The sequence below is a fragment of the Oribacterium sp. HCP28S3_H8 genome, from assembly GCF_052064775.1.
Classification (GTDB): Bacteria; Bacillota; Clostridia; order Lachnospirales; family Lachnospiraceae; genus Oribacterium.
In genome coordinates this window covers 295633-317209 of the sequence record NZ_JBQHUZ010000004.1, presented here as the reverse complement: position 1 = coordinate 317209, position 21577 = coordinate 295633, and the positions used below count along the sequence as shown (strand labels likewise).

Sequence of the window (21577 nt, the reverse complement as noted above, 5' to 3'; positions counted from 1 at the left end):
CTCTCCTATCTCTTTCGAACATCATCTTGTATAACCACGTAATGGGCCTTAGTCTTTCTTTTTTATAATCCGCATCGGATTTCCCACAACAGTGCAATTATCTGGCACCGGTTTCGTTACTACTGCTCCTGCCCCGATTGACACGTTGTTTCCAATTGATATATTTCCTATAACTACAGCATTAGCATAAACACTTACATTGTCGCCAAATGAAGGAGTGTCCACCCCCCCCGATTTGGTTTTCGGATTTCTTCCTATAGTTACGTTCTGATACACATTAAAATTCTTTCCCGCTTTATTGCAGACTATTACATCACCTACTCCGTGGTAAATTACAAACCCACCTGCAATATCTCCCCAAATATCAATCTTATGATTTCTAAGCAGGATCTGAGACAAGTAATAAACTAAGTAATGCTTTTCATGCCATAATCTAAAATAAAAAACCGAGCGAAACGGAAGACTTACGTTTAGCAGGTAATTAATTGACCGCAGCTTCTGCTGACTATCAAATGCTGATAAATAATTACTAGAAACCTCATCTTGAAAAATAAGCCCTTTCATAGATGCATCAAAATTCAATGATATGATGGGGAGAAATGTTCGTATGAATCCCAAATAAGATATTGCCCTTTTGATATTTTTGTATCTCATCTCTTTTTTCCATTGTTACCAACCAGCTCATTAGCTAGTTCTTCAAACTTCTCACAGAACTTTGCATTATTATCCATTCCTCCACCGTGCATACCGGCGGACAATTTATCGTATTCTTTTATGATATCTCCCAGCTTCTCAATATCTTCCACGACAATCAGATTGCCGTATCTTTCCTTGACAGCTCTTGCAAAGAGAACCTGATGATCGTTAACATGCTCATTGAACTTGCTCTGTCTAGGTACGACGATCGGAATTTTTCCAATCTGGAGAGGCATAATAAAAGACGATGGACCTCCGTGAGTAATGACAATTCTGGCCCGTTCTACATACTTTCCCATGTCCTGAAAAGGAAAGAGTTTCTGCCACTTGCAGTACTTTGGCTCATACGTAGAGAAGCCAGTCTGTATCACCACATCCTCTGTGATCACACCGTCTCGTTTTAATTCGTCGATTTTTTGTACCAATCGATTGAAGGGCTGTTCGTGAGTGCCCACTGTAACAAATATCATCAGAATATACTCCCCAGATTAATAGCTTTAGGATAGATTTTCTTCATTTCCTCCCACTCAACGATGAACTTATCCGTAACTGGATAAACCAATTTGCCGCTTAGTGTGGATTTATCAATACGGTCAAAGACCTCTATGTACATCGTCTTGGCTCCGAACATTTTCCCAAGCCAGAAGAACGGAACCGCCACGGCAGCACCAGAAGAGATAATAAGATCAGGCTTTTCTTTTCTAAGCACCTTCCATGCAAGTCGTGTATTAATGAGAAGACCTTTAAGGGAGCGATTTGTCGGATAATAGCAGGGGATCATCCTCTCATCCTTGAGAAGGCTCTTTGCATCTTCTTTATCAAATGTGACCCAGAATCTTTCTTGTTTTTCCCAGAATGGCTTAAGCATATACAGATGGGTTAAATGCCCACCTGATGAGCCCACTAAACATATCTTCATCCTAACTTTCTTTACCCCCTCTATAATCTCACCCTGCTATTCCAAAGCAGTAAATCTTCTATAATTGAAATGCGCTACCATATGCTTACCAAGAACTCCAGTCCCTACTCTTCCATTCACCCGCGGGTCTAATCATTCTCTCGCCTGTCGATCGCTGACCAACCCGTGAATGAATGCCATAGTGTGAAATACAAACAATCATAAGCAAGCGCTTGTTAAGCTCAGTGAAGAAAAGGCACCTGTCTTCTATCCATCAATTATTTATGCTCGTATTATGCTAGTACATTTTCTCTTAATTTGCAAGCATAAAAAGAGACACAATGCTTTTGCCTTGCATTATGTCCCAAGATTATATCATATTATTATCAATTTCTCTACTTACTTATGCGTACATATCTTCGCTGTCTCCGCCCTGCCGGTACAGCTGCAGGGTGCGCTGGGCTTTTAAGCAGATCTGCTGGCGGAGGCTCACGGGTTCGAGGACTTCGATTTCGTCCGGATATCGAAGTGCCCAGTTGAGAACATCTGCTGCCGGGACATGGACACGCACGAGGAGCTCCGACATACCATTCCCTTGCGGACTCTTGCGAATGGATTCGATCCGGTAGTTTTCGCCGATGCGCTCGGTCAGTGCGTCCCTGTGGGCAGCTTGCATTCGCAGAAGCACAAGGCTCGCGGGATCCGAGTCATGTATGCATGCACGGATTTTATGGAGATTCAGGCCTTCGCGGTATTCCGGGAGGCTGTGAAGCTCGGTCCGTGGTTTACGAAGCAGGTAAATGTCGCTCATGCGGTCAATGCGGAAGCTTCGGAGGCGTTTGCTGGTTTCATCGTAGGCGATGAGGTAATAATGATTCTGCTCGATCAGGGTGAGGTATGGGCTTACAATATTGGAGTTAAGTGTGGTGCGTGTGAGGCGTCCGTCAAAGCTAAGGATGTTATCAAAAAAACTCAGCATGCGGCGTTTCTCGATGGCGGATTCGATTTCCGGGAGGGCCTTGCTGATCCGGCTGCTGTGGTGTTGAGTCTGCGGCGTAAGGCTGAGCGGATCTGCGGTCCCCGGAGTGATTTTGTCTGCAGGGCTCAGGGTAATTAGTTCTGCAGGTTTCCGCCCGAGGGGCATAAGTCTTGCGCTGAGTTTCTTTTTCTCCTCATCTGTCAGGATGCTGCTTGCGTGGATGAGGTCTACCATGAGTCTCAGATCTGCGGCGCGAAACTCCGGGTTCATAAGGCAGCAGCCATGTGTGTCGGAAAATACGTCATAGCCAAGTTCCCGGAGGTAGCTGTATTGATTGGTGATGGTACGGCGGTCGATTTTGATGGCGTACCGCTGACGGAGCTCGTTCAGGATATCCTGCTGCGTGATCCGATGCTCCGGGTCCGTGCGGCGTTTCAGGATGTCCAGGATTAAGATGTTGAGATTTACCTTACTGGTTAAATGGTAAGTATTCATTGGCATAGAGCCGTCCTCCTTTGGTGAGATGAAGGTTCAATGTAGATTAAACCTTGCCATTTATGAGTGGATATCCGGATATGTTTTAGATTGTATAATACTTATATAATCTCGTAAATATCCAGCATTTGTTTTGGTGTTTGAAAAGTTGCTGTGGTACGGCAGGTTTTTGAGGTTTGCGCGCCGGGATGCGCGGGAATACACGATATTTTTGCGCATAAAAAAACAGGTCAGAAGCAGGATTGCTTCCAACCTGATGGATAAGATAATGGCACTATAAAAAGTTCAGAATTTATATTTTACTGCAGTTGATCCTTAAATAATGCTTTTTCTCCAAAATACTGTTGCCATTTTGCTACAATCATATCACTATAGACTTCAATAATTTTAAGGATTTTTCTCAAATCCTTAAGTGGAATTCTTGAATTATTATTTGCCACCTCAGCACTTCCATCACTCAAAATCCAGATTTTAGTACTATTGGCACTTATCTTCTTACCTATGTGAACGTGAATCGGTTCCATGGGGTATCCTTCGTTACTCCAAAAGAAAATGATATATCCATAGGCTTCAAAACATTTAGGCATATTTCGGATCCTTCTGAAATTCCAATGCAAGTAGTCCTGCTTTGGCTACATGCTCCCACAGTTGATGTAATTCCTCTGTATTATAGCCAATGACATTCGTAAAACTGCCTCCCGGATAGTTACACTGTGCAGACTTAAAATCTGTTCCATCATTATTAGGCTGTTCAAAATAAATGGTCACGTATTCTGATCCGCTCTTTTTCTTTTTGATATCAGAATAAGTTATTTCCAGACCATTATCAAAAGATAAAAATGGATGATGTTCCATACGTTCCCCATATCCTTTCTGCCTTTGTGCGCATGCTGGTCGCTATTTCTCCTGTAATTATCACAAAAAGATTTAGTACTTTCCGGGTCCTGATACATAAAGAGTATCACACTTATCCTGCTTTGGCTACATGCTCCTGGAACACAATGTCAGGTTTTTAAGCGTTGGCTTGAAGGGCCTTAGTCATTCCCCCATCAATTTTTATTTGCGCGGGGGAGAATAAATTTCTCTCGAAATCAATCTTTTGCCACTAGTCCCCGAACCTGGTATTATCTTTAAAAAAGATGCCGCCTGTTGGCATCTTTTCTGTTTTTTGATGCCGGAGACCGCATAAATCCGTGCTTTTCCAGGCGTATAAAAAATCAGTGAAATCCGCCGGATTCCTGGTTAATCTTAATGTACTGCTTAAATTCCAGCCGCGCAAATATTAAATTTTAATATATTTGGATTTTGGTTACAATTTGGACCTTGGATTTTAACTTCGGATTTTGATTTCTGATTTTGGCTTCAATTAGGATTTTATAGATTAAGGAGAGATATATATGTTTTATTACCAGAAACTGATTCAGGCTTTTGCCGACATGGGGAAGACGATGTACCAGCTGGAAGAGAAGGGTCTGATCAGCCGCAGCGAGCGTCTCGCTCTTGAGAGCAATGGTGATGTTAATACGCGTCTCCTTGCGGTGCTTTTTAAGATGCTGGAAAGTGAAACGGATCCGATGCGTCTTGTACAATATGTCCCGGATCCAAGTCGCATTATTTTGCCTGAGCTTCCGGACAAAAGCTACTCGGATGCGCATTACCGGAGGCTTGCAGAGAGTCTGACCAAGTCTGACCGCGACAGAATCGTAGCCGGGATCCGCTATCTCCTCGCGGAACAGCATCATTCACAGGTGTGGCTCTCAGAGGCGAGCGGCATTCCCATCTCCACACTGCGCCATGATCTCAGCCTCCGCGGTGCAGAGGTCCTCTCCTGGACGAATCTCCACACGGTTCTGGCGCACCTCCATGTTCCGCTGGAGTATCTGCTTTTTATCGGCAGCGAACCTATCCATCTAAAATACAACATCTAACCCTGCATAAGCTCCCAATCGGAAAGCTTATTTTTTTGTCCTCATTTAAGAAGAGTCATCCGAGATCCGCACTACCGCGGGTCCCGGATGACCTCATGCTTTTCCTTATTAAATCAGGTGAAATGAAACCGGGTAAACCGGATAAATGAAACTAGGAAAATTTATCCCTTGCGATCGGTACTGCTTGCATGTGCCGGGTTGTCGTATCCGCCGTAGCCGTAGCTTCCGTAGCTCTTGCCATACTTATGGTAGCTGTAGTAGCTTGAGTAATAGCCGCTCTTGGACATATTAACCTTGTTTAAGATCACACCGAGGAAGCGGATTCCGGTGCGGTCGAGCTGCTCCTTGGCTCTCTGGAGAAGTCTCCGTGTGGTGACCTCTGCTTCGCATACAAGGGCTGCACCGTCTGCATAGCGGGTCAGGATGGCAGCATCAATAACCGTACCAATCGGTGCGGTGTCGATGATCACAATGTCGTACTGCAGGCTCTTGATATAGTTAAAGAGTTTCTCGCACATCTCATCCTCAAACAGCTCTGTCGGATTGGGCGCGTACGGACCTGCAAGGATGACGTCCATGTTGGGAACTTCCGCTACTGAGTAGATTCCTTCCTCAACCGGGATTTGTCCGGTCAGGATCTGGGACAGACCGACGGTTTCTTCCTTGATATCATGCACCTGCACGACTTCGGATTTCCGTATGTCGGCGTCAACCAGCAGTGTTTTCTTGCCGGACTCTGCAAATACCCGCGCAAGATCCATGGAAACCGTCGACTTGCCTTCATTCGGCTGCGTAGAGGTAAGCAGGATGTTCTTTACCTTGGAGCCGGAAAAAAGAAGGTTTGTACGGAGGGTACGAAGTGCCTCGGAATAGCGGAAGTCCGGTGTCTGGTCAAATGTCATGGACAATGTTTTTTTATTTGTGCCCTGCATCAGTGTCTGCCTCCCTTCCGCTCATGTCTCCGATAGTTCTCTCCCTGCTTCTCTGCGCGGCGGGCAGCCTCCGGATCCTTCTTTGGGATCGCGGCAAGCACCGGAACGCCGAAGTAGTTCTCGATATCATCCTCGGTCTTGATGGTGTCATTGGTAATGGTATCAATAGTAACCCATCCGGCAACCAGCAGCATGGCAATCACGCCGGCAATCACTGCATTACGGCTATTGTGCGGACCGGTTTTCTTAAGCGGTACCTCGCCGTACTCGATGATCTTGGGCGGATCCTGTTCCATGATGTCCGCGATATAATTGGAGGCACTCTCCGCAACCGCGTCCGTGATCTGCTTAGCCTTCGCCGGGTCCGTGTCGAGGACGGAAATATTCAAAATACGGGTATTGCTCGGATTTTCCAGTGTGATCTTGCTGCGGAGCTGGTTATAATCCATATCGAGCCCGAGCTTCTGGATTACGTCCTCCATGACGGTGCGGGAGGTAATGAGGACCTTATAGTCCGTGGTCAGCTGGGAGCCGATCTGCAGGTCCGCAAGGGATGTCAGTGTGGTCTCCTTGGTCATGACATAGATCATGGATGTAGAGGTATAGGTCGGAGTCAGCACAAACCGGGACACGCCGAATCCAAGTCCAAGCCCGAGTACCAGTGCTAGGAGCAGGTACACTATCTTCTGCCGCAGTGCAAAAAACAGCTGGCCGAGATCAATTTCAATTTCGTCATCTTCTGGATTGCCTGTATGTACTCGGTTGAGTGTGGCAATCACGTTGTTGTTTTCTGGCATATGTTCATCCTTTTATAAAAAATCCTGGTCCTGAAGCATCCGTTTCCCATTCCCGTTTAAGAGCTCCTCGCAGTAGTCGCGGCTGGTGTGGTCTCTCACCCATCGGACGGCATCAGACAATACCGGAGGTCTTCGGTCCATGCGGTGCATATCTGTACCAAGGAAATGTACCTGATGCTGCTTCACTGCATGGTGCAGAAACCTGCTCTCTCCATCGAGCAAAGCCTTGATGCCGGACCTTCCAAGCGGCTCCGTGGAGACCTGGATATAAGCGCCCTCGGAAATCACTTCGCTGAGTCCATGCTCCCGCAGACTCTTGAAACGCTCGGCATGCGCAATGATCGGACGGTATCCCGCCCTGCGGATCTTCCGTACTGCAGTGAGGATCCTTTGATAACTGTCAAGTGGATAAAATTCAATCAAAATAAAGCGGGTCTCCCCAAGCGTCAGAATGCGTTTCTCCTTGAGATGCTCAATCATACTGTCAAAATACAGGACTTCATTGCCTGGATAAAGCTCGACCTCGAGACCTGCCTCCTGCACCCTGTCCTTAAGCTCCGCAAGCTTCTTACGCACAATTTCCGGGTCCAGCGGATACTCTACACTATAATGCGGTGTAGCAATCATCTGCTTCGCCCCCTGCGATGCATCAGATGTAACAAGCTCAACTGCTTCATCCAGTGTGCGGGCGCCGTCATCGACATGATAGATTATGTGGGAGTGAATGTCATACATCCCCGGAAGCTTCCTTTCGTTCCATTGATTCTTTTAAATCCTTTGTTTCTCTTGATTTTATTTCTTTTAATTCTTTTCTTTGACAGAACGAAAGACAGCGGGGAGTAGACTCTCTGCTGTCTTGATTTTGTCTCTGAATGATTGTCCCGCTGGGATCAGATTAGCGAACCCATGCGCCGTTTCCGTCAACTGTGTAGTTGTCCGGAGTGGTCTTAGCCTGATACAGAGATCCCTTCGGCTGATTAGCTGCGCGGTTAGCTGCAAGATAGTACCAAGTACCATTGATAAGCTGCCAGCCCTCGAGCATCTTGCCGTTGGCACCGATGTAGTACCACTGATTGTTCTTAACAACCCAGCCGGTCCATACTCCAGAACCCTTCTCATCGTTGGTAAGGGACCATGTACCATCAGCGTTCTGTACCCAGTGACCGTTGGTCTCTGCACGGTTTGCATAAGTTACAGCGCCTGAGCCTGAAACTGTATTGGTAGTAGTAACAGCGCTTGAACCTGCGCTTGATCCGGAGCCTGAACCTGAGTGTGTAGCTCCGATATGACCGGACTTTGATCCAGCTGCGAATGCAGGCATAACGGAAGATACCGCCATAATTGCAACAAGTGTAAGTGTAGCAAATTTCTTCATTTCCTTTACTCTCCCTTCAAAAATGTAACGCATCAAATCACATGTGTTGCGATTTTATCTACGCCTCTGCATATATTAACACTTGATGCGGTTGGATTACAAGCCTTATCAGGAAAAATATTACACAATTTCTTAATTTTGTGCATTAAATGTATATGCCCAATACCTTTCAGCTGATGGTTCTGTAGAAATCGGCGAGAATCAGCTGATCAAGTGCCTTGTAATCCGGATAGAACTGATCGTACATCTGGTTTTGGTTGGTATCCGGATTGATCTCCTCTCCCTGCCGGGACTCTCCGGGGATCGTTTCAAAATCCTGGTCTTCCAGCGGTCCGGAATTTGCCATATCCAGCGCGACCTTGAGATACTGTCCCTTATCCATATTGGTCTGAATGTGGTCCTGAATCAGCTGAAACATATTGGAAATAGTTTTATTATCTTTTTTCTGCTTTGCGAGCAGTACATCCGAGAACGCAATGGCGTACTGTCTCTGGCGGTTCATACGGGTCATTGCCGTGAAGTCTTCTGTGATGTCCCGGTAGCGCACATATTTCTCTGCAAGATCTCCCTGAAGTGAGACGGTCTGACCTTTTACAAAGCCTGGATCTGCCCGGGTCATGAAATCATCCTGGACGGTCACGGGCACACCGCCGACAAAATCATTCAAGCTTGTAATCAGATCCATCGAGCCTGCCAGGTATCCGTCGATCGGTAGTCCCGCAAAAAGCCAGCTCACGGCCTGCATGGACAGCTGTCCGGAGAAATCCGCGCCGTTTCCGTATGCCCAGGCTCTTGAAATGTGATCCGTGATCTGTCCGTCAATCCGTCCTTTGGTATCCACGGTATTGATAAGGGTCATGGTGTCTCGCGGAATCTGCAGTACATGCACGGTATCCTTGGCGGTGTTATGCGCAATCAGAAAAATCGCATCGGTGGCATCCTCTGCATACGGGTCGCCGGGTTCCAGATCATCCAGATCACCGCGGGTATCGGCGCCGAGGATCAGATAGGTCTTGACTGCGGTATTTCGCTGGTATTCCACGCCGTCGTAGCGGATGTGGTCATTGGCAAAAAAATGTGGGCGTCCCGGAGCCTCGACGTCATTCACACGATAATAGACGTTGCCGGTGTCTGGAGAGACCTCCGTGGTAATGTCCTGCAGTGTGTTGGTGGAATCCTTGAATGTTGATGTATCAAGTGTCTCGCGGTACGCGGCATTGGCGGCTTCGGTCTGCTTCCGCTGCTGGTACTGGCTTCCGAGCCAGACGCCTCCGACAAGTGCCAAGCCCAGTACGACTGCGCCGAAAATGATTTTGCTTTTGTGAATATGATGTTCGGATTTGCGCGGATCACTGCCATGTCCATTGGTACTACCGGTTAAAAAGCGCATATTTTGATCCTCCTTTGTATGATCTTTATTATAATAGCGTATCATGCCGAGGATGCAACCGGGTTTTTGTATTTTTAAGAGAAACTATATTGTGGTTTGGATTCAATATTCGGGTATGTTTGACCAAATCCTGGCGCCTATAGACCGAATTCGGCATCCATTAAGGTTTATAAAAAACATAAGTGAGTATGTTTAATCTAGCCATTACATATAGGTCGAAACCGACACTGAAGCGGCCCCTTTCACTTTAAAGCTTCCGTCGTGGAGATAAGATAGCCACGGTAAATCCATGCTTTCAGCAGACGTCCATCCCCAATGAAGCTAAATTTGAAGGGGAGGTAGTTTCTTGCCTCGCGGGTAATGGCTTCTCGGAACGGATTTTCGGCCTATGATGACGTTTCTTTGGAAACGTACCCGAATCAGCGGCTTAAAAGTGCTTGGCCCTCTGACTTTTCAGCGGGTTTTCGGCCTATGATGACATTTCTTTGGAAACGTACCCGAAAAAGTATTCGGAATTCGGGTACGTTTTTCTTACCTTGCGAATATAGTCCGAATGACCTTTAAGAATTATCGTATTAAGGATAGTTTCTCTCTAATTTTGGCTGCGATTCGGGTACATTTGATCCGATCGTCGCATATAGGCCGAAACCTGCAAGGCGTTTTCCATCCTGCAGTCGAGGTTTACTCTTCAAGGAAATAAAACTCCAGCATTTTGCTGACGCGGGCACTGTCAAATGGAATATCATCCGTTTCGTATGTCATTAGCAGATTATAGTAAGGAATATAATTACAGCGGCGATATGCCCGCAGCTTCCGAAGAAAGCTCTCAAAATATCTGTCATTGTCATAGAGCCCAAAGTGCTCCAGAATCACAGTCGCACCTGTTTTAGGATGTCGAATGGTGAAATCCGGATATATTATTTCATCGCCGAGTTCCAACTCCGCTTCATAACGATAAGGAATGTGATTCATCTGTAGAAATGTGGCAATAAAAAGCTCTGACTTAGACCGAACATATCCCCCGTTTGGTGTTTTGCAGACAAGATGTTCCGGATGATTGGGATTGGATCGGTATTCTGCCTGCGACCATTCCCTGAGTTCCTCTTTCAAATTGCCATACGAAACCTCATCGCCTGAAAAATCTGCCGTAAACCGACTGGACTTAAGAAGCGACAAATATTCCGGCGCACGTTCCAGATATTTTTCCACTGCCGATTTCCCATTCAACTTTTCCATGAAACATTTGATCTGCTTAAGCTCCACCGCATTATCTTTAAGCTTTCCAGCGCTGTAACCCTTGAATGCCAATGCTTCTGCTAATTCGCGATTCTCTTTGGAAATATACATTCGCTTTCCGTGATTTCCATGCGGAACCTGGTACCATTTGCAATACGTCTTTCCTTTTTTGGTATCCTTTGTGCACAGAAGCTTTCCATCCGGAGCCTGCCGCAGATACTCCATTAGTGCTTGATTTTCGAGTTCAATTTCTCTTTTACGTATACTGAGAATTCTTATGATTTGAGATGATGCGCTCGTTTTGATAAAATTATCCTCCATTTTTGTTTATGGTGTTTTCATCTGAAGCATTTTGGTCTGGAAAATGAAATTTCAAAAGATCCATGGCTTTGTTTATAATTTGCGTCAAGCGAATGCTTATCCATTCCTATATGGAAGGATTGAAATAATCTGAAATTTTATGGAATGATATTCTATGATAAAATTTGGGAAATGCTTATTTTAGAAATTTACAAAATTTATAACAGCCATGCTATTGATTCATATTTTAATAGAAACAATAAGATAATTCAAGAGAAACTATTCTTTAAAGAAATATTTATACTCATTTCGCATTTTCTTCCTATTTATATGCCATTTCTATATAAGTCATTTCCTGCGTGATATTATTAAGCAATAGACATTTGCAGGGATGCAGAGGAGGTTTGGAGTCAACTACCCAAACAGGACTCCTCCTACCACCTAAAGGTAGTGGGGTTCCGCCTACGAAACAGAAAGGATTTTATTTATGAAGACCTGGATGAAAGTTCTGATCGGCACGTTTATCGCGGCAGTGCTTGTATGCTATGGCGGGCTTAGTTATTTCCTCGGGCGCATTCAGCGGATCTCCCCGGCAGACAGTACACGAGTGGTCACAGATTCCGGGCTGATCCGAAGCGAGACACCTGCCACTGCGGTGGATCTGAGCAAGGTGGACAAGGATATTGTCGATGATAAAGGAGTCTCCAACATCCTGCTGATCGGTGAGGACCAGCAGTCCGCTGACACCACGGAGCATCGTTCAGATTCCATGATTCTTGCGAGTATCAACCATGAGACCAATCAGATTACACTCGTGTCCTTTATGCGTGACATGTACATTGACATCCCGGGGTATAAGGACAACCGGATCAATGCTGCCTATGAGCTTGGTGGCACGCAGCTTCTCGACAAGACAATTGAACGGAATTTCGGGATTCCGATCGATGCCAACATTGTGATGGGATTTGATGGTTTTGTAAAGGCATTGGATGTCCTGGGACCGATTGAGATCAGACTCTCTGAGGATGAAGCCAGGTATTTAAACTCGGATGAAAGTCACAATCCGCTCCCGAAGGACGATCCGCTTTATGGAAAATTTCATGCCGGTGCCAACACGTTGCATGCGACGGAGCTCCTGGCGTACGCGCGCATGCGGCACCTCGGGCAGAGCGACTATGACCGCACCGCCCGCCAGCGGAAGCTTATCACAACGGTGTTTGACAAGGCGCGGAGCATGAGCCTGATTCATCTTTTCGGACTTTCCAATGAGGCACTGCCATATGTGCAGACGGACATGACAAATGCGGAAATTCTAGGCTATATTTATGCGATTGTTTCGCGGAAAATGACAATCGGCGGCACGTATCGGGTACCTCAGGATGGCACGTTTCGTGAGAAGCAGATCCACGGTGCGGATATGCTGTCGGTGGATTATGATGCGAATGCAGCTTTGCTCCACACGTGGCTGTATGGAGAGACAGCCGCTGCGGAGGATTAAATACCGCCTCGCTGCATGCGGGAAGTCATTACCTACGGGGCAGAAACTATCTTCCCTTCAAATTTATCTTCATAGATGATTAAACTTGCTTTTGGGTGGTCATTACCCGCGAGGCAAGAAATTACCTTCCCTTCAAATTTAGCTTCATTGGGGATGGACGTCTACTGAAAGCATGGATTTATCGTGGTTATCTTATTTCCACCACGGAAGCTTTAGTTTGAAAGGGGGCTGTTTCAGTTCCGGGTTCTGGTCTATATGTCATGATTTGGTCAAACATACCACTTATGGTTTTTATAAACCTTAATGGATGCCGGATTCGGTCTATAGGCGCCGATCAGATCAAATGTACCCGAATCGCAGCCGAAATCAGAGAGAAACTATCCTTAATACGATAATTCTTAAAGGTCATTCGGCCTATATTCGCAAGGTAAGAAAAACGTACCCGAATTCTGAATACTTTTTCGGGTACGTTTGCAAATTATTTTTCTATAGGCCGAAAACCCGCTGAAAAGTCAGCGAGCCAAGCACTTTTAAGCCGCTGATTCGGGTACGTTTCCAAAGAAACGTCATCATAGGCCGAAAATCCGTTCCGAGAAGCCATTACCCGCGAGGCAAGAAACTACCTCCCCTTCAAATTTAGCTTCATTGGGGATGGACGTCTGCTGAAAGCATGAATTTACCGTGGCTATCTTATCTCCACGACGGAAGCTTTAGTTTGAAAGGGAGCTGTTTCAGTTCCGGGTTCTGGTCTATATGTCATGATTTGGTCAAACATACCACTTATGGTTTTTATAAACCTGTTGATGCAGGTTTCGGCCTATATGCGACGATCTAATCAAATGTACCCGAATCGCAGCCGAAATCAAAGAGAAACTATCCTTAATACGATAATTCTTAAAGGTCATTCGGCCTATATTCGCAAGGTAAGAAAAACGTACCCGAATTCTGAATACTTTTTCGGGTACGTTTGCAAATTATTTTTCTATAGGCCGAAAATCCGCTGAATAGTCAGCGGGCCAAGCACTTTTAAGCCGCTGATTCGGGTACGTTTGCACGGAGAAGTTTTTACTTAACTTTATCTTACTTCCGGTTAAATGCGCCGAATCCCGGGTACTGGGCGCTGCTGCCGAGCTCCTCCTCAATGCGCAGAAGCTGATTGTACTTGGCAACTCTCTCGGAACGAGAAGGTGCGCCGGTCTTGATCTGGCAGGTGTTGAGTGCAACCGCAAGATCTGCAATCGTCGTATCCTCTGTCTCACCAGAACGATGAGACACAATGGCAGTATACCCTGCCTTATGTGCCATCTTGATTGCCTCCAGAGTCTCGGAAACCGAACCGATCTGGTTAAGCTTGATCAGGATACTGTTGCCGCATCCAAGCTTGATGCCCTTTGCAAGACGCTCTGTATTGGTAACAAAAAGATCATCTCCCACAAGCTGAACCTTGTCCCCCAGCTCACGAGTCATCTTCTGCCAGCCTTCCCAGTCCTCCTCGTCAAGACCATCCTCAATCGAGTAGATCGGATACTTCTCAACAAGGCTCTTCCAATGCTGAATCAGCTCATCAGAAGTGAAATCACGTCCTGACTTCGGCTGATGATAGAAGCCCTTACCCTTCTCGGACTTCCACTCGGATGATGCCGCATCCATTGCAAGCACAAAATCCTTGCCCGGTTCATATCCTGCATTGCGGATGGCAGCCAGAATATGCTCAATCGTATCCTCATCATCCTTAAGGTTTGGAGCAAAACCGCCCTCATCGCCGACAGCGGTTGTATTGCCTTCTTCCTTCAGAAGCTTCTGCAATGCATGATACACCTCTGTGCACCATCTAAGTCCCTCCTGGAAGCTGGAAGCGCCCGCCGGCATAATCATAAACTCCTGTGTATCTACGGAATTACTTGCGTGTACGCCGCCGTTTAAAATATTCATCATAGGAACCGGAAGCTTGTTGCCCTGCACACCGCCGAAGAAGCGATACAGCGGGATCCCGAGGCTTGCGGCAGCAGCCTTGGCTGCAGCGATGGAAACCGCGAGGATCGCATTGGCACCAAGCTTGGACTTGTCCTTGGTTCCGTCCAGCTCAAACATCTTGCCATCAATGGCATAGGTGTCAAATGCATCCATTCCCTCAAGTGCCGGGGCGATGATGGTATTGATATTCTCCACTGCCTTGGAAACGCCCTTGCCTCCGAACTTTGTCTTATCTCCGTCTCTCAGCTCCAGCGCCTCAAACTCACCGGTAGATGCTCCGGAAGGGGATGCACCGCGACCAACGGATCCGTCCGTTAAAATAACCTCGGCTTCAACCGTAGGATTTCCACGGCTGTCAATAATCTGCCGGCCAACGACTTTTTCTATTTCCGTATTATTCCACATAATAATTGCCTCCTTGTCCTCTGCTGCCTAGGCAGCCAACGCTGTTAGCTTTTACTAACCATCAACAATATACTATATTTGCTAACAGATTGCAAGTACCGGCACATATTCTTGTGGTATCTATGCATCATCCAAACATTTGAAATTTAAATAAAAAACGGCTGCCACACCCAAGCCGTAGCTTAAATGTGATAGCCGCCAAAGTTTTCCATCAGCCTTCTGTTAACAGTTCTCCGCTGAACCCGTGATTCACGCTGAGTCCGCAATTGATCTATCATCCGGGAAGCGCAAGCGAGTTAAAATCAGTCCTCATCCACAGACTGTGAAGCTGCTGCATTGGAGTCTGTCTGATTCTGAATCGCAGTAAAGTTATACTGATCTGTAACCTCTCCTTTGATTGGTGCAATACCCTTGGAGGTGCTGGCAGATCCCTTAACCTTGTGGTACTTCTTGACAATGCCGTTCCTCTTGGCTGCAGCACTCGTCTTGGTTTGTACCGAATTATTGACAACCCACTGACCATTTGCATTCACATCATAGTTGTCCGGTGTCTTGGTATTGGCAAGCATCCAGCCCTGTGCGTCAAAGTAATAGCACTCAGCTATACCGTCATTATTGCCATCAATCCACTGCCAGGTATTGGATGGATAGGAGCCATCTGCATTCTGATACCACCATTTGCCGGAATTGGCGCCTGTGCCCTGATTCCAGTTAGCCATTGCCGGTACAGAAGCCAGCATAGAAAGCATAGCAACAGCTGTAGCAGCCTTTAAAGCAAATCTTTTCATTTAAAACCTCCATCATGATCCATGCTGCCCGGCACGGATTTTTGTTTATATTCTAATCTTTGATTGATTGTATCGCCCGGATCTCCATCCGAAAATCAGGTAGTACCAAGGCTAATGGGATTATAGCCCGGCATGGTATGCAATACAAATTAAGAAATTGTGAATATTAATTTCTTTATTTTGTATATCTGCCGTACGCATATGGGGTGGCATAGAACACGTCATGCTCTCTTACATAGTCACCGCTGTGCGTATTATGCACTATAGTACCATTACCGGTATAAATACCCACATGGTAAATACTGCTTGGCGAACTACCGCTTGCATAGAACACAAGGTCGCCCGGCTTTAATTCCGATGCGGAAATCTTGGTTGCAGATGCATACTGCGAACGTGAATCTCTCGGAATGTTGATCCCGAAGTGCCGGTAAACGGACTGCGTAAATCCGGAGCAGTCTGTACCGCTTGTCAAAGAAGTGCCGCCAAAGACATATGGCAGCTCTCCAATATAGGAACGTGCATACTCGACAAGCTCCGTCGCCTGTGCCTTCGGCAGCTCAGCAGAGCTTCCGCCGACCGATTTCTTAGAACCGGACTTGCTACTCGTCTTGCTGCTTCCACCTGCCGGACCACTGGCAGATACTACGCTTCCCGAGCCTCCCGCACCCGGACCGCTGTACTGGTCGGATGCATTCGCTGCGTCGGATGAGCTATTTGCAGAGGAGCTTGTATCCTTGCTGCTGTTCTTGGAACTATCTGAACTTCCGGAGTTTTTGGAGCTGTCCTTAGAGTTGTCCTTGGAACCGGAAGTATTGTCCGTCGGTGCTCTACCCGCCTCAACTGCATTGGCCTTATCTGTCGCCTCGGCGGCATCCTCCTCAATCTCCTCCTGCTGAAGAAGTGCGCTCTCCTCCGTACCAAGAGCCATATCTGATCCAAGCTCAATCGTGCCTTGGGAAATCTCGTTGGCTCCGGAGGTGAGGACAACATTCTGCGCACCCGCAACATCCTCCGTCTTGATCACGCCGTTTTCTACCCAGGCGCCGTTTTTATTGACTGCATAGCCGTCCGGAGTCTGTCTGCCTGTAACAAGCCAGCCATTGCTGTCAAAGTAATAGCACTCGGCAACGCCATCGTCATCGCCGTCAATCCAGGACCACCCGTTTTTAGCGTATGTCCCATCCTGATTGTTGTACCACCACTTCCCCGCATTTTTGCCGGAGCCTATCTGCCACCGTCCTGCGAATGCCGGTGCCGCCATGATTGTCGATATTGCGGCAGCAGTTCCTGCCACCCGCAGCGCAAGTTTCTTTGATCGTTTCATCTGCAAACAGACCTTTCCTGAGAATTAACTGTTTCGTATTTTACACTTATGCCGTTTTAATTACAAGAAAACTTTTAATATCGTAACATTTGCACCAGGAATTTTAATTTTCTGACATGCCGGAAAGATAATCTGTAAGAAATTTGTAATCATCCCTATGCAATTTAAACAAGCCCGTTTACAGAGAATGTTCATCCGATTTAAGGGGAATTTAAAAAATAGTCATCCGAAAGTCGCAAAATCGCGTGTAGTCGGATGATCGGCTGCTTTTTTTCTCAAAATCTTATAAATTTCCCGATGAGGATCAGAATCACGGCAATCACAAGGAACTTAAAGCCGCGTTTCTTAAAGCTCTCATCATTTTGCTGAAATCCCGGGACCAGCTGCATGAGCGCATAAATCAAGAGCACCACTCCGCAGACATAGAGAATCTCCATGAAAAGGTTGAGAGGGTTAACAGCCTTGATCGTATCCAGCAATTGTCTACGCAGGTCTGTCTGTGCCGCAGCTGTACTTTCTGCAACAGCTGTACTTCCAGCTGCCGCAGTACTCGCTACAGTAACTGCATTTCCACCTGCAACTATGCTCTTTTCTGCTGCAGCGGCTGACGCCTTAGCTGTCTCTGTCATTTTACTGAGTAATACCGGAATCTGGTATGAAGAAATATTCATAAGTCAAATCCTTTTTATAATCCTTTTATAATATATAATCCGCTCAACTCTTTGTCGGATCAAATCCATCAAATATAAAAACCTGGAAATGCTTTCGTGCCTGCGCAAGCTCCTCCGGCGTATGAATTGTCCAGGCAAAATTCTCTACCGGAAAAAGCTTTCGGATCAGGCGGTACGAGAACTGGTTAAAATATTTATGATTATAGGAAATAAAATCCGGCCTTGCAAGGAAATTAAACAGGAGATTACTGAGCGCAAACTGCGCGATCCTTGGCTGATTTTCCTCATCCTTAAAAAAATTTGTGGCAAGCTGCCCTCTCAGCACATATGGTCTGTGGAAGCGAAACCATGCCGTAATCAGCGGATGGAAGCTTTCCATGCACCAGATCCCATGATACTGGTCCATCACCTTGGCAACCTCCCGTGCGGTTTTTTTCCAGTCGCCGTCCGGCTTGATCTCAAGCACAAGCGGAACTTTGCCGGCAATGACATTCAAGACCGTCTGAAGCTCCGGGATATGCTCCCCGGAATTAAGCAGCGTCTCCTGCCGCACCTCCCGGAACCTGGACATCCAGAGCTTCCGGTTTGTGCCGCACATCCGCTTCATATTTTCATCATGAAAAACCATCAGATGCCCGTCTGTCGTCATCTGCACATCCATCTCAATTCCAAATCCCCGGGCGATGGCGCGCCGGAACGCAGGCATGGAGTTCTCGGGATGATCCGTACCGTTTTTAAAAAAGCCACGATGCGCGATATAGGTTTCTTCAAATGGCTTCATGCGGCGTCCCCGGTCCTCTCCCGGCTTGATCCCGTAAAGATACGTCGTAAGCGTTGTAAGTGTTGCCAGAGCGCCAAAACGTGAAATTTTTTCCAGCTGCTTAATCTTATGTTTCAATAGATGCCATCCTTCCGGATTCCCTGCGTTTTATGCTCTGATGTCACAATACGAATCCGTATACTTTATATCACAGAACAAGATCTGCAAGGAAACATTATAGCAGATATTTCAGTAAATTTTTATATTTCAAGACAACAAAAAAGGCCGCCATTTGACGACCTTTTCATTATGAGTTTTTCAGTTTATCTTGGTGCTGCGAATGTTTCCGGACCGGAGGCATTCGCTTCCGCCAAACTGGCAGACCCGGATTAAGCCTCCTCGATGGCGCCTACCGGGCAGTCCTGCATTGCCTGAGCAGCGCTCTCTTCTGCGCCTGCCGGAACTTCTTCCGCGATTGCGTGCGCAACGCCGTCATCACCAACCTTAAAAACCTCCGGGCAAGTGCCTTCACACATACCGCAGCCAATACAAGTGTCATTTACAACATACTTCATAATTGCCTCCTAAAATGAATGGTATCTATGTGATCAACCGTAAGATGTCGCGCTTACTCACATGGTGAGGAGCAGTGCCATCTTGAAGCGGCTGTTGACAGCTTTAACATAATGGCGGCCGTTTTTATCAAACTTGAAATTGTCGCCTGCATGCAGGGTATATTCCTTTCCCTCATATCCGATGACGCCTTCTCCATCCAGCGCCCAGATCAGTGCCTCGCCCGGCGCCGCATGCTCGCTGAGTCCGGTTCCCTGATCAAAGCTCATGAGTGCGAGTGTCAGGTGATCCTCGTCGATCAGATCCATGTTGACAATTTTTCCCTCCTGATACGGGAGCAGCTCTTTTAATTTAAAAACACTGCCGGATTTTAAAATCTCATTCATCTTGGCATCCTCCTTGAGTGTGATCTCTGTATACACGGCTTCTTTGCCGGTCCTTAAGCCGATCGGGATATTGACCGGAGTTACCAGCAGCTCCCCGGCGGCAAGTACCGGCGAATGAAGGCTTTCCGCGCCTGCTCCAATCGTCTCGACGTTTCCCTCCTCCATATAGATGAGCTTCGGATAAGCATAGCTCTCGGCGCTGATCCGGGTACCGGCTCCCATCGAGAAGTACGTGATACCAAAGTCGTGTTCGTCGCTCACAAGCTTGGAGATGGTGCATCCCGGCACGGGACGATTGTCTTCTGCGATTTTGAAAATCCTTCCTGCGGTTTCTCTCATGTCATTTCCCTCCCTGTAGTATTATGCTACCGCAGATTCCCTGGGATTTCCGTCACATAGGTTACGGATTTAAGTTTTTACCATTATTTTCAGCGCAGGTAATTTTAGAGTAGTATCGAGTAATTTTTGTTTTAAAAGACAAGGGTATTATGCACATGGTCCCAAAAGCAAATAAAAAATGCGACTGAAGAGAATCGCTCTCCAACTGCACTTTTATGATGATGCCTTTATGGTAATAAAAAAAGCCACAAGCCGGACTTGAACCGGCGACCTACGCATTACGAATGCGTTGCTCTACCAACTGAGCCATTGTGGCAACTTCCACAATATACCATATTCTGATCGGATTTTCAATATGATTTTTTAAGATTAAGGCTTAACCGGGGAGGATCGTAACCCGCTCGGCGTTAAATTCATCCGAATGAGTAACTTCTTGCTAAAATGGATGAAATCTTCCCGGTGAAGTGAAGAAAAAAGTCATCCGAAATCCGCAAAACCGCGGAGAATCGGATGACCTCTACTAGTTTACCTGTAAAATCACTTCCCTGTCTTTCCCAGGAAATACACGATCAGTGCGATGAGGATCATCACGATAAACAGACCGGCCATGCCCTGCCACATGATGTTCAGCGCCTGAAGTAAATTTGCACTCATAGTCACACCTCTCTTTTATCGGAAAAATCCAAGGATGATACCACCCGCAACCGCGGATGCAATCTGTCCGGAAACATTGGCACCAATCGCATGCATCAAAAGGTGGTTGGTCGGATCTTCCTTGAGTCCCATCTTCTGGATGACTCTCGCGCTCATCGGGAATGCAGAAATGCCGGCTGCGCCAACCATCGGGTTGATCTTTTCCTTAGAGAAAAGGTTGATGAATTTTGCAAGCAGGCACCCGCCGATGGAGTCAAAGATAAACGCCACCAGTCCGAGTCCCATGATGAGGATCGTGGAAACCTGTACAAACTGCTCTGCTCTCATAGAGAAGGAAATCGTAATACCGAGCAGCAGGGTGATGAGATTTGCAAGATCATCCTGCGCGGTCTGTGACAGAGAGTTCAGTACGCCGCACTCCCGGATCAGATTTCCAAACATGATCATACCAACAAGAGAAACCGAGTCCGGTGCTACAAAGCCTGCAATAAAGGTAACAATGATCGGGAATGCAATCTTCGTTGCCTTGGACACGGAACCCGGACGATACTCCATCCGGATCAGACGCTCCTTCCGGGTCGTAACCATGCGGATCGCCATCGGCTGAATGATCGGCACAAGCGCCATGTAGCTGTACGCCGCAACAGCAATCGGTCCGATGTAATTACTATGCAGAACCTGTGAAACAAGGATCGAGGTCGGACCATCCGCAGCACCGATGATACCGATGGAAGCCGCATCCTTAAGATCAAATCCCAGCAGCACGGCAACAACAACGGTAAGGAAAATACCGAACTGTGCGCCGGCGCCAAAAAGGAACATCTTAGGATTGGCAAGCAGCGGTCCGAAATCAATCATCGCGCCAATACCGATAAACAGAAGTAACGGGAATGCCTCGGACGCTGCAATTCCGCTCTCAAAGAGCCACTGGATGATGCCGTGGGTCTCTCCCACGCCCTCCATCATCTGATTGATTGCCGAAGTTCCCGGCAGATTGACAAGAATTGCGCCAAATCCCATTGGCAAAAGAAGTGATGGCTCGTATTCCTTTTTGATGGCGAGCCAGATGAGCAGGATACCGACGATGTACATGACAATCTGCTGCCATGTCACGGCAAGGATTCCCTCCCACAGGAAACTTAATCCACTTAACATTTATCCTCCTGATTGATTCTGAAG

22 protein-coding genes and 1 tRNA gene are annotated in these 21577 nt (G+C 46.8%); 2 read left to right on the top strand and 21 right to left on the bottom strand.

What is annotated here, in order from left to right:
• Window positions 1-48: 48 nt before the first annotated feature.
• The 6 genes from ACTNEN_RS07110 to ACTNEN_RS07085 form a co-directional block, all read right to left on the bottom strand.
• Window positions 49-654 (bottom strand): serine O-acetyltransferase, encoded by a 606-nt coding sequence (locus ACTNEN_RS07110; protein WP_441205420.1) that lies wholly within the window; start codon window positions 652-654, stop codon window positions 49-51.
• Window positions 651-1166: a glycosyltransferase gene (locus ACTNEN_RS07105; protein WP_441205418.1), complete on the bottom strand. Its 516-nt coding sequence runs from the start codon at window positions 1164-1166 to the stop codon at window positions 651-653. Before ACTNEN_RS07105 ends, ACTNEN_RS07110 begins: the two co-directional genes overlap by 4 nt.
• A complete protein-coding gene (pssD, locus tag ACTNEN_RS07100; RefSeq protein WP_441205417.1) occupies window positions 1166-1615 on the bottom strand; it encodes a PssD/Cps14F family polysaccharide biosynthesis glycosyltransferase in 450 nt (149 codons plus the stop codon). Before pssD ends, ACTNEN_RS07105 begins: the two co-directional genes overlap by 1 nt.
• A 382-nt stretch (window positions 1616-1997) precedes the next feature.
• Window positions 1998-3074 (bottom strand): helix-turn-helix transcriptional regulator, encoded by a 1077-nt coding sequence (locus ACTNEN_RS07095; RefSeq protein ID WP_441205415.1) that lies wholly within the window; start codon window positions 3072-3074, stop codon window positions 1998-2000.
• Between the two features lie 293 nt (window positions 3075-3367).
• Window positions 3368-3655, bottom strand: coding sequence for a DUF4160 domain-containing protein (locus ACTNEN_RS07090; protein ID WP_441205414.1), 288 nt, complete (start codon window positions 3653-3655; stop codon window positions 3368-3370).
• The gene (locus ACTNEN_RS07085) at window positions 3648-3923 is read right to left on the bottom strand and encodes a hypothetical protein (RefSeq protein WP_441205413.1); all 276 of its coding nucleotides are present in this window, start codon (window positions 3921-3923) and stop codon (window positions 3648-3650) included. The genes ACTNEN_RS07090 and ACTNEN_RS07085 overlap by 8 nt, the downstream gene beginning before the upstream one ends.
• A 542-nt stretch (window positions 3924-4465) precedes the next feature.
• Here ACTNEN_RS07085 and ACTNEN_RS07080 point away from each other — a divergent pair.
• Window positions 4466-4996 carry a hypothetical protein gene (locus ACTNEN_RS07080; protein WP_441205412.1) on the top strand — a complete coding sequence of 177 codons (531 nt, stop codon included), beginning with the start codon at window positions 4466-4468 and terminating at the stop codon, window positions 4994-4996.
• 161 nt (window positions 4997-5157) lie between these two features.
• Here ACTNEN_RS07080 and ACTNEN_RS07075 read toward each other — a convergent pair whose 3' ends face one another.
• From ACTNEN_RS07075 to ACTNEN_RS07050, 6 genes are all read right to left on the bottom strand, one after another.
• Complete coding sequence (locus ACTNEN_RS07075; RefSeq protein WP_441205410.1) at window positions 5158-5928, bottom strand: polysaccharide biosynthesis tyrosine autokinase; 771 nt, start codon at window positions 5926-5928, stop codon at window positions 5158-5160.
• On the bottom strand, window positions 5928-6725 hold the full coding sequence (locus ACTNEN_RS07070; RefSeq protein WP_441205409.1) for a YveK family protein: 798 nt from the start codon (window positions 6723-6725) through the stop codon (window positions 5928-5930). Before ACTNEN_RS07070 ends, ACTNEN_RS07075 begins: the two co-directional genes overlap by 1 nt.
• A gap of 12 nt (window positions 6726-6737) precedes the next feature.
• Window positions 6738-7460 (bottom strand): CpsB/CapC family capsule biosynthesis tyrosine phosphatase, encoded by a 723-nt coding sequence (locus ACTNEN_RS07065; RefSeq protein ID WP_441205407.1) that lies wholly within the window; start codon window positions 7458-7460, stop codon window positions 6738-6740.
• A gap of 160 nt (window positions 7461-7620) precedes the next feature.
• On the bottom strand, window positions 7621-8100 hold the full coding sequence (locus tag ACTNEN_RS07060; RefSeq protein WP_441205406.1) for a choline-binding protein: 480 nt from the start codon (window positions 8098-8100) through the stop codon (window positions 7621-7623).
• 169 nt (window positions 8101-8269) lie between these two features.
• Window positions 8270-9490 carry an LCP family glycopolymer transferase gene (locus ACTNEN_RS07055; protein WP_441205404.1) on the bottom strand — a complete coding sequence of 407 codons (1221 nt, stop codon included), beginning with the start codon at window positions 9488-9490 and terminating at the stop codon, window positions 8270-8272.
• A gap of 681 nt (window positions 9491-10171) precedes the next feature.
• Window positions 10172-10951, bottom strand: a complete 780-nt coding sequence (locus ACTNEN_RS07050; protein WP_441205402.1) for a hypothetical protein — start codon at window positions 10949-10951, stop codon at window positions 10172-10174.
• Between the two features lie 562 nt (window positions 10952-11513).
• Here ACTNEN_RS07050 and ACTNEN_RS07045 point away from each other — a divergent pair.
• Entirely contained in the window at window positions 11514-12524 is a 1011-nt protein-coding gene (locus ACTNEN_RS07045) for an LCP family protein (protein ID WP_441205401.1), read from the top strand.
• Between the two features lie 1080 nt (window positions 12525-13604).
• On the opposite strand, the gene eno is transcribed toward ACTNEN_RS07045, so the two are convergent.
• From eno to ACTNEN_RS07000, 9 genes are all read right to left on the bottom strand, one after another.
• A complete protein-coding gene (gene eno / locus ACTNEN_RS07040; protein ID WP_441205400.1) occupies window positions 13605-14903 on the bottom strand; it encodes a phosphopyruvate hydratase in 1299 nt (432 codons plus the stop codon).
• 302 nt (window positions 14904-15205) lie between these two features.
• On the bottom strand, window positions 15206-15691 hold the full coding sequence (locus ACTNEN_RS07035; RefSeq protein WP_441205398.1) for a choline-binding protein: 486 nt from the start codon (window positions 15689-15691) through the stop codon (window positions 15206-15208).
• 175 nt (window positions 15692-15866) lie between these two features.
• Window positions 15867-17015: an NlpC/P60 family protein gene (locus tag ACTNEN_RS07030; protein WP_441205396.1), complete on the bottom strand. Its 1149-nt coding sequence runs from the start codon at window positions 17013-17015 to the stop codon at window positions 15867-15869.
• A gap of 275 nt (window positions 17016-17290) precedes the next feature.
• Window positions 17291-17686 carry a hypothetical protein gene (locus ACTNEN_RS07025; protein WP_441205395.1) on the bottom strand — a complete coding sequence of 132 codons (396 nt, stop codon included), beginning with the start codon at window positions 17684-17686 and terminating at the stop codon, window positions 17291-17293.
• Window positions 17687-17729: 43 nt separating this feature from the next.
• Window positions 17730-18584 (bottom strand): glycerophosphodiester phosphodiesterase family protein, encoded by an 855-nt coding sequence (locus ACTNEN_RS07020; protein WP_441205393.1) that lies wholly within the window; start codon window positions 18582-18584, stop codon window positions 17730-17732.
• A 251-nt stretch (window positions 18585-18835) separates the two neighbouring features.
• Window positions 18836-19021 carry a ferredoxin gene (locus ACTNEN_RS07015; RefSeq protein WP_441205392.1) on the bottom strand — a complete coding sequence of 62 codons (186 nt, stop codon included), beginning with the start codon at window positions 19019-19021 and terminating at the stop codon, window positions 18836-18838.
• 57 nt (window positions 19022-19078) lie between these two features.
• Entirely contained in the window at window positions 19079-19744 is a 666-nt protein-coding gene (locus ACTNEN_RS07010; protein WP_441205391.1) for a cupin domain-containing protein, read from the bottom strand.
• A 243-nt stretch (window positions 19745-19987) separates the two neighbouring features.
• Window positions 19988-20060 (bottom strand) — tRNA-Thr (locus ACTNEN_RS07005).
• A 353-nt stretch (window positions 20061-20413) separates the two neighbouring features.
• A complete protein-coding gene (locus ACTNEN_RS07000; protein ID WP_441205390.1) occupies window positions 20414-21553 on the bottom strand; it encodes a sodium ion-translocating decarboxylase subunit beta in 1140 nt (379 codons plus the stop codon).
• Between the last annotated feature and the right edge of the window lie 24 nt (window positions 21554-21577).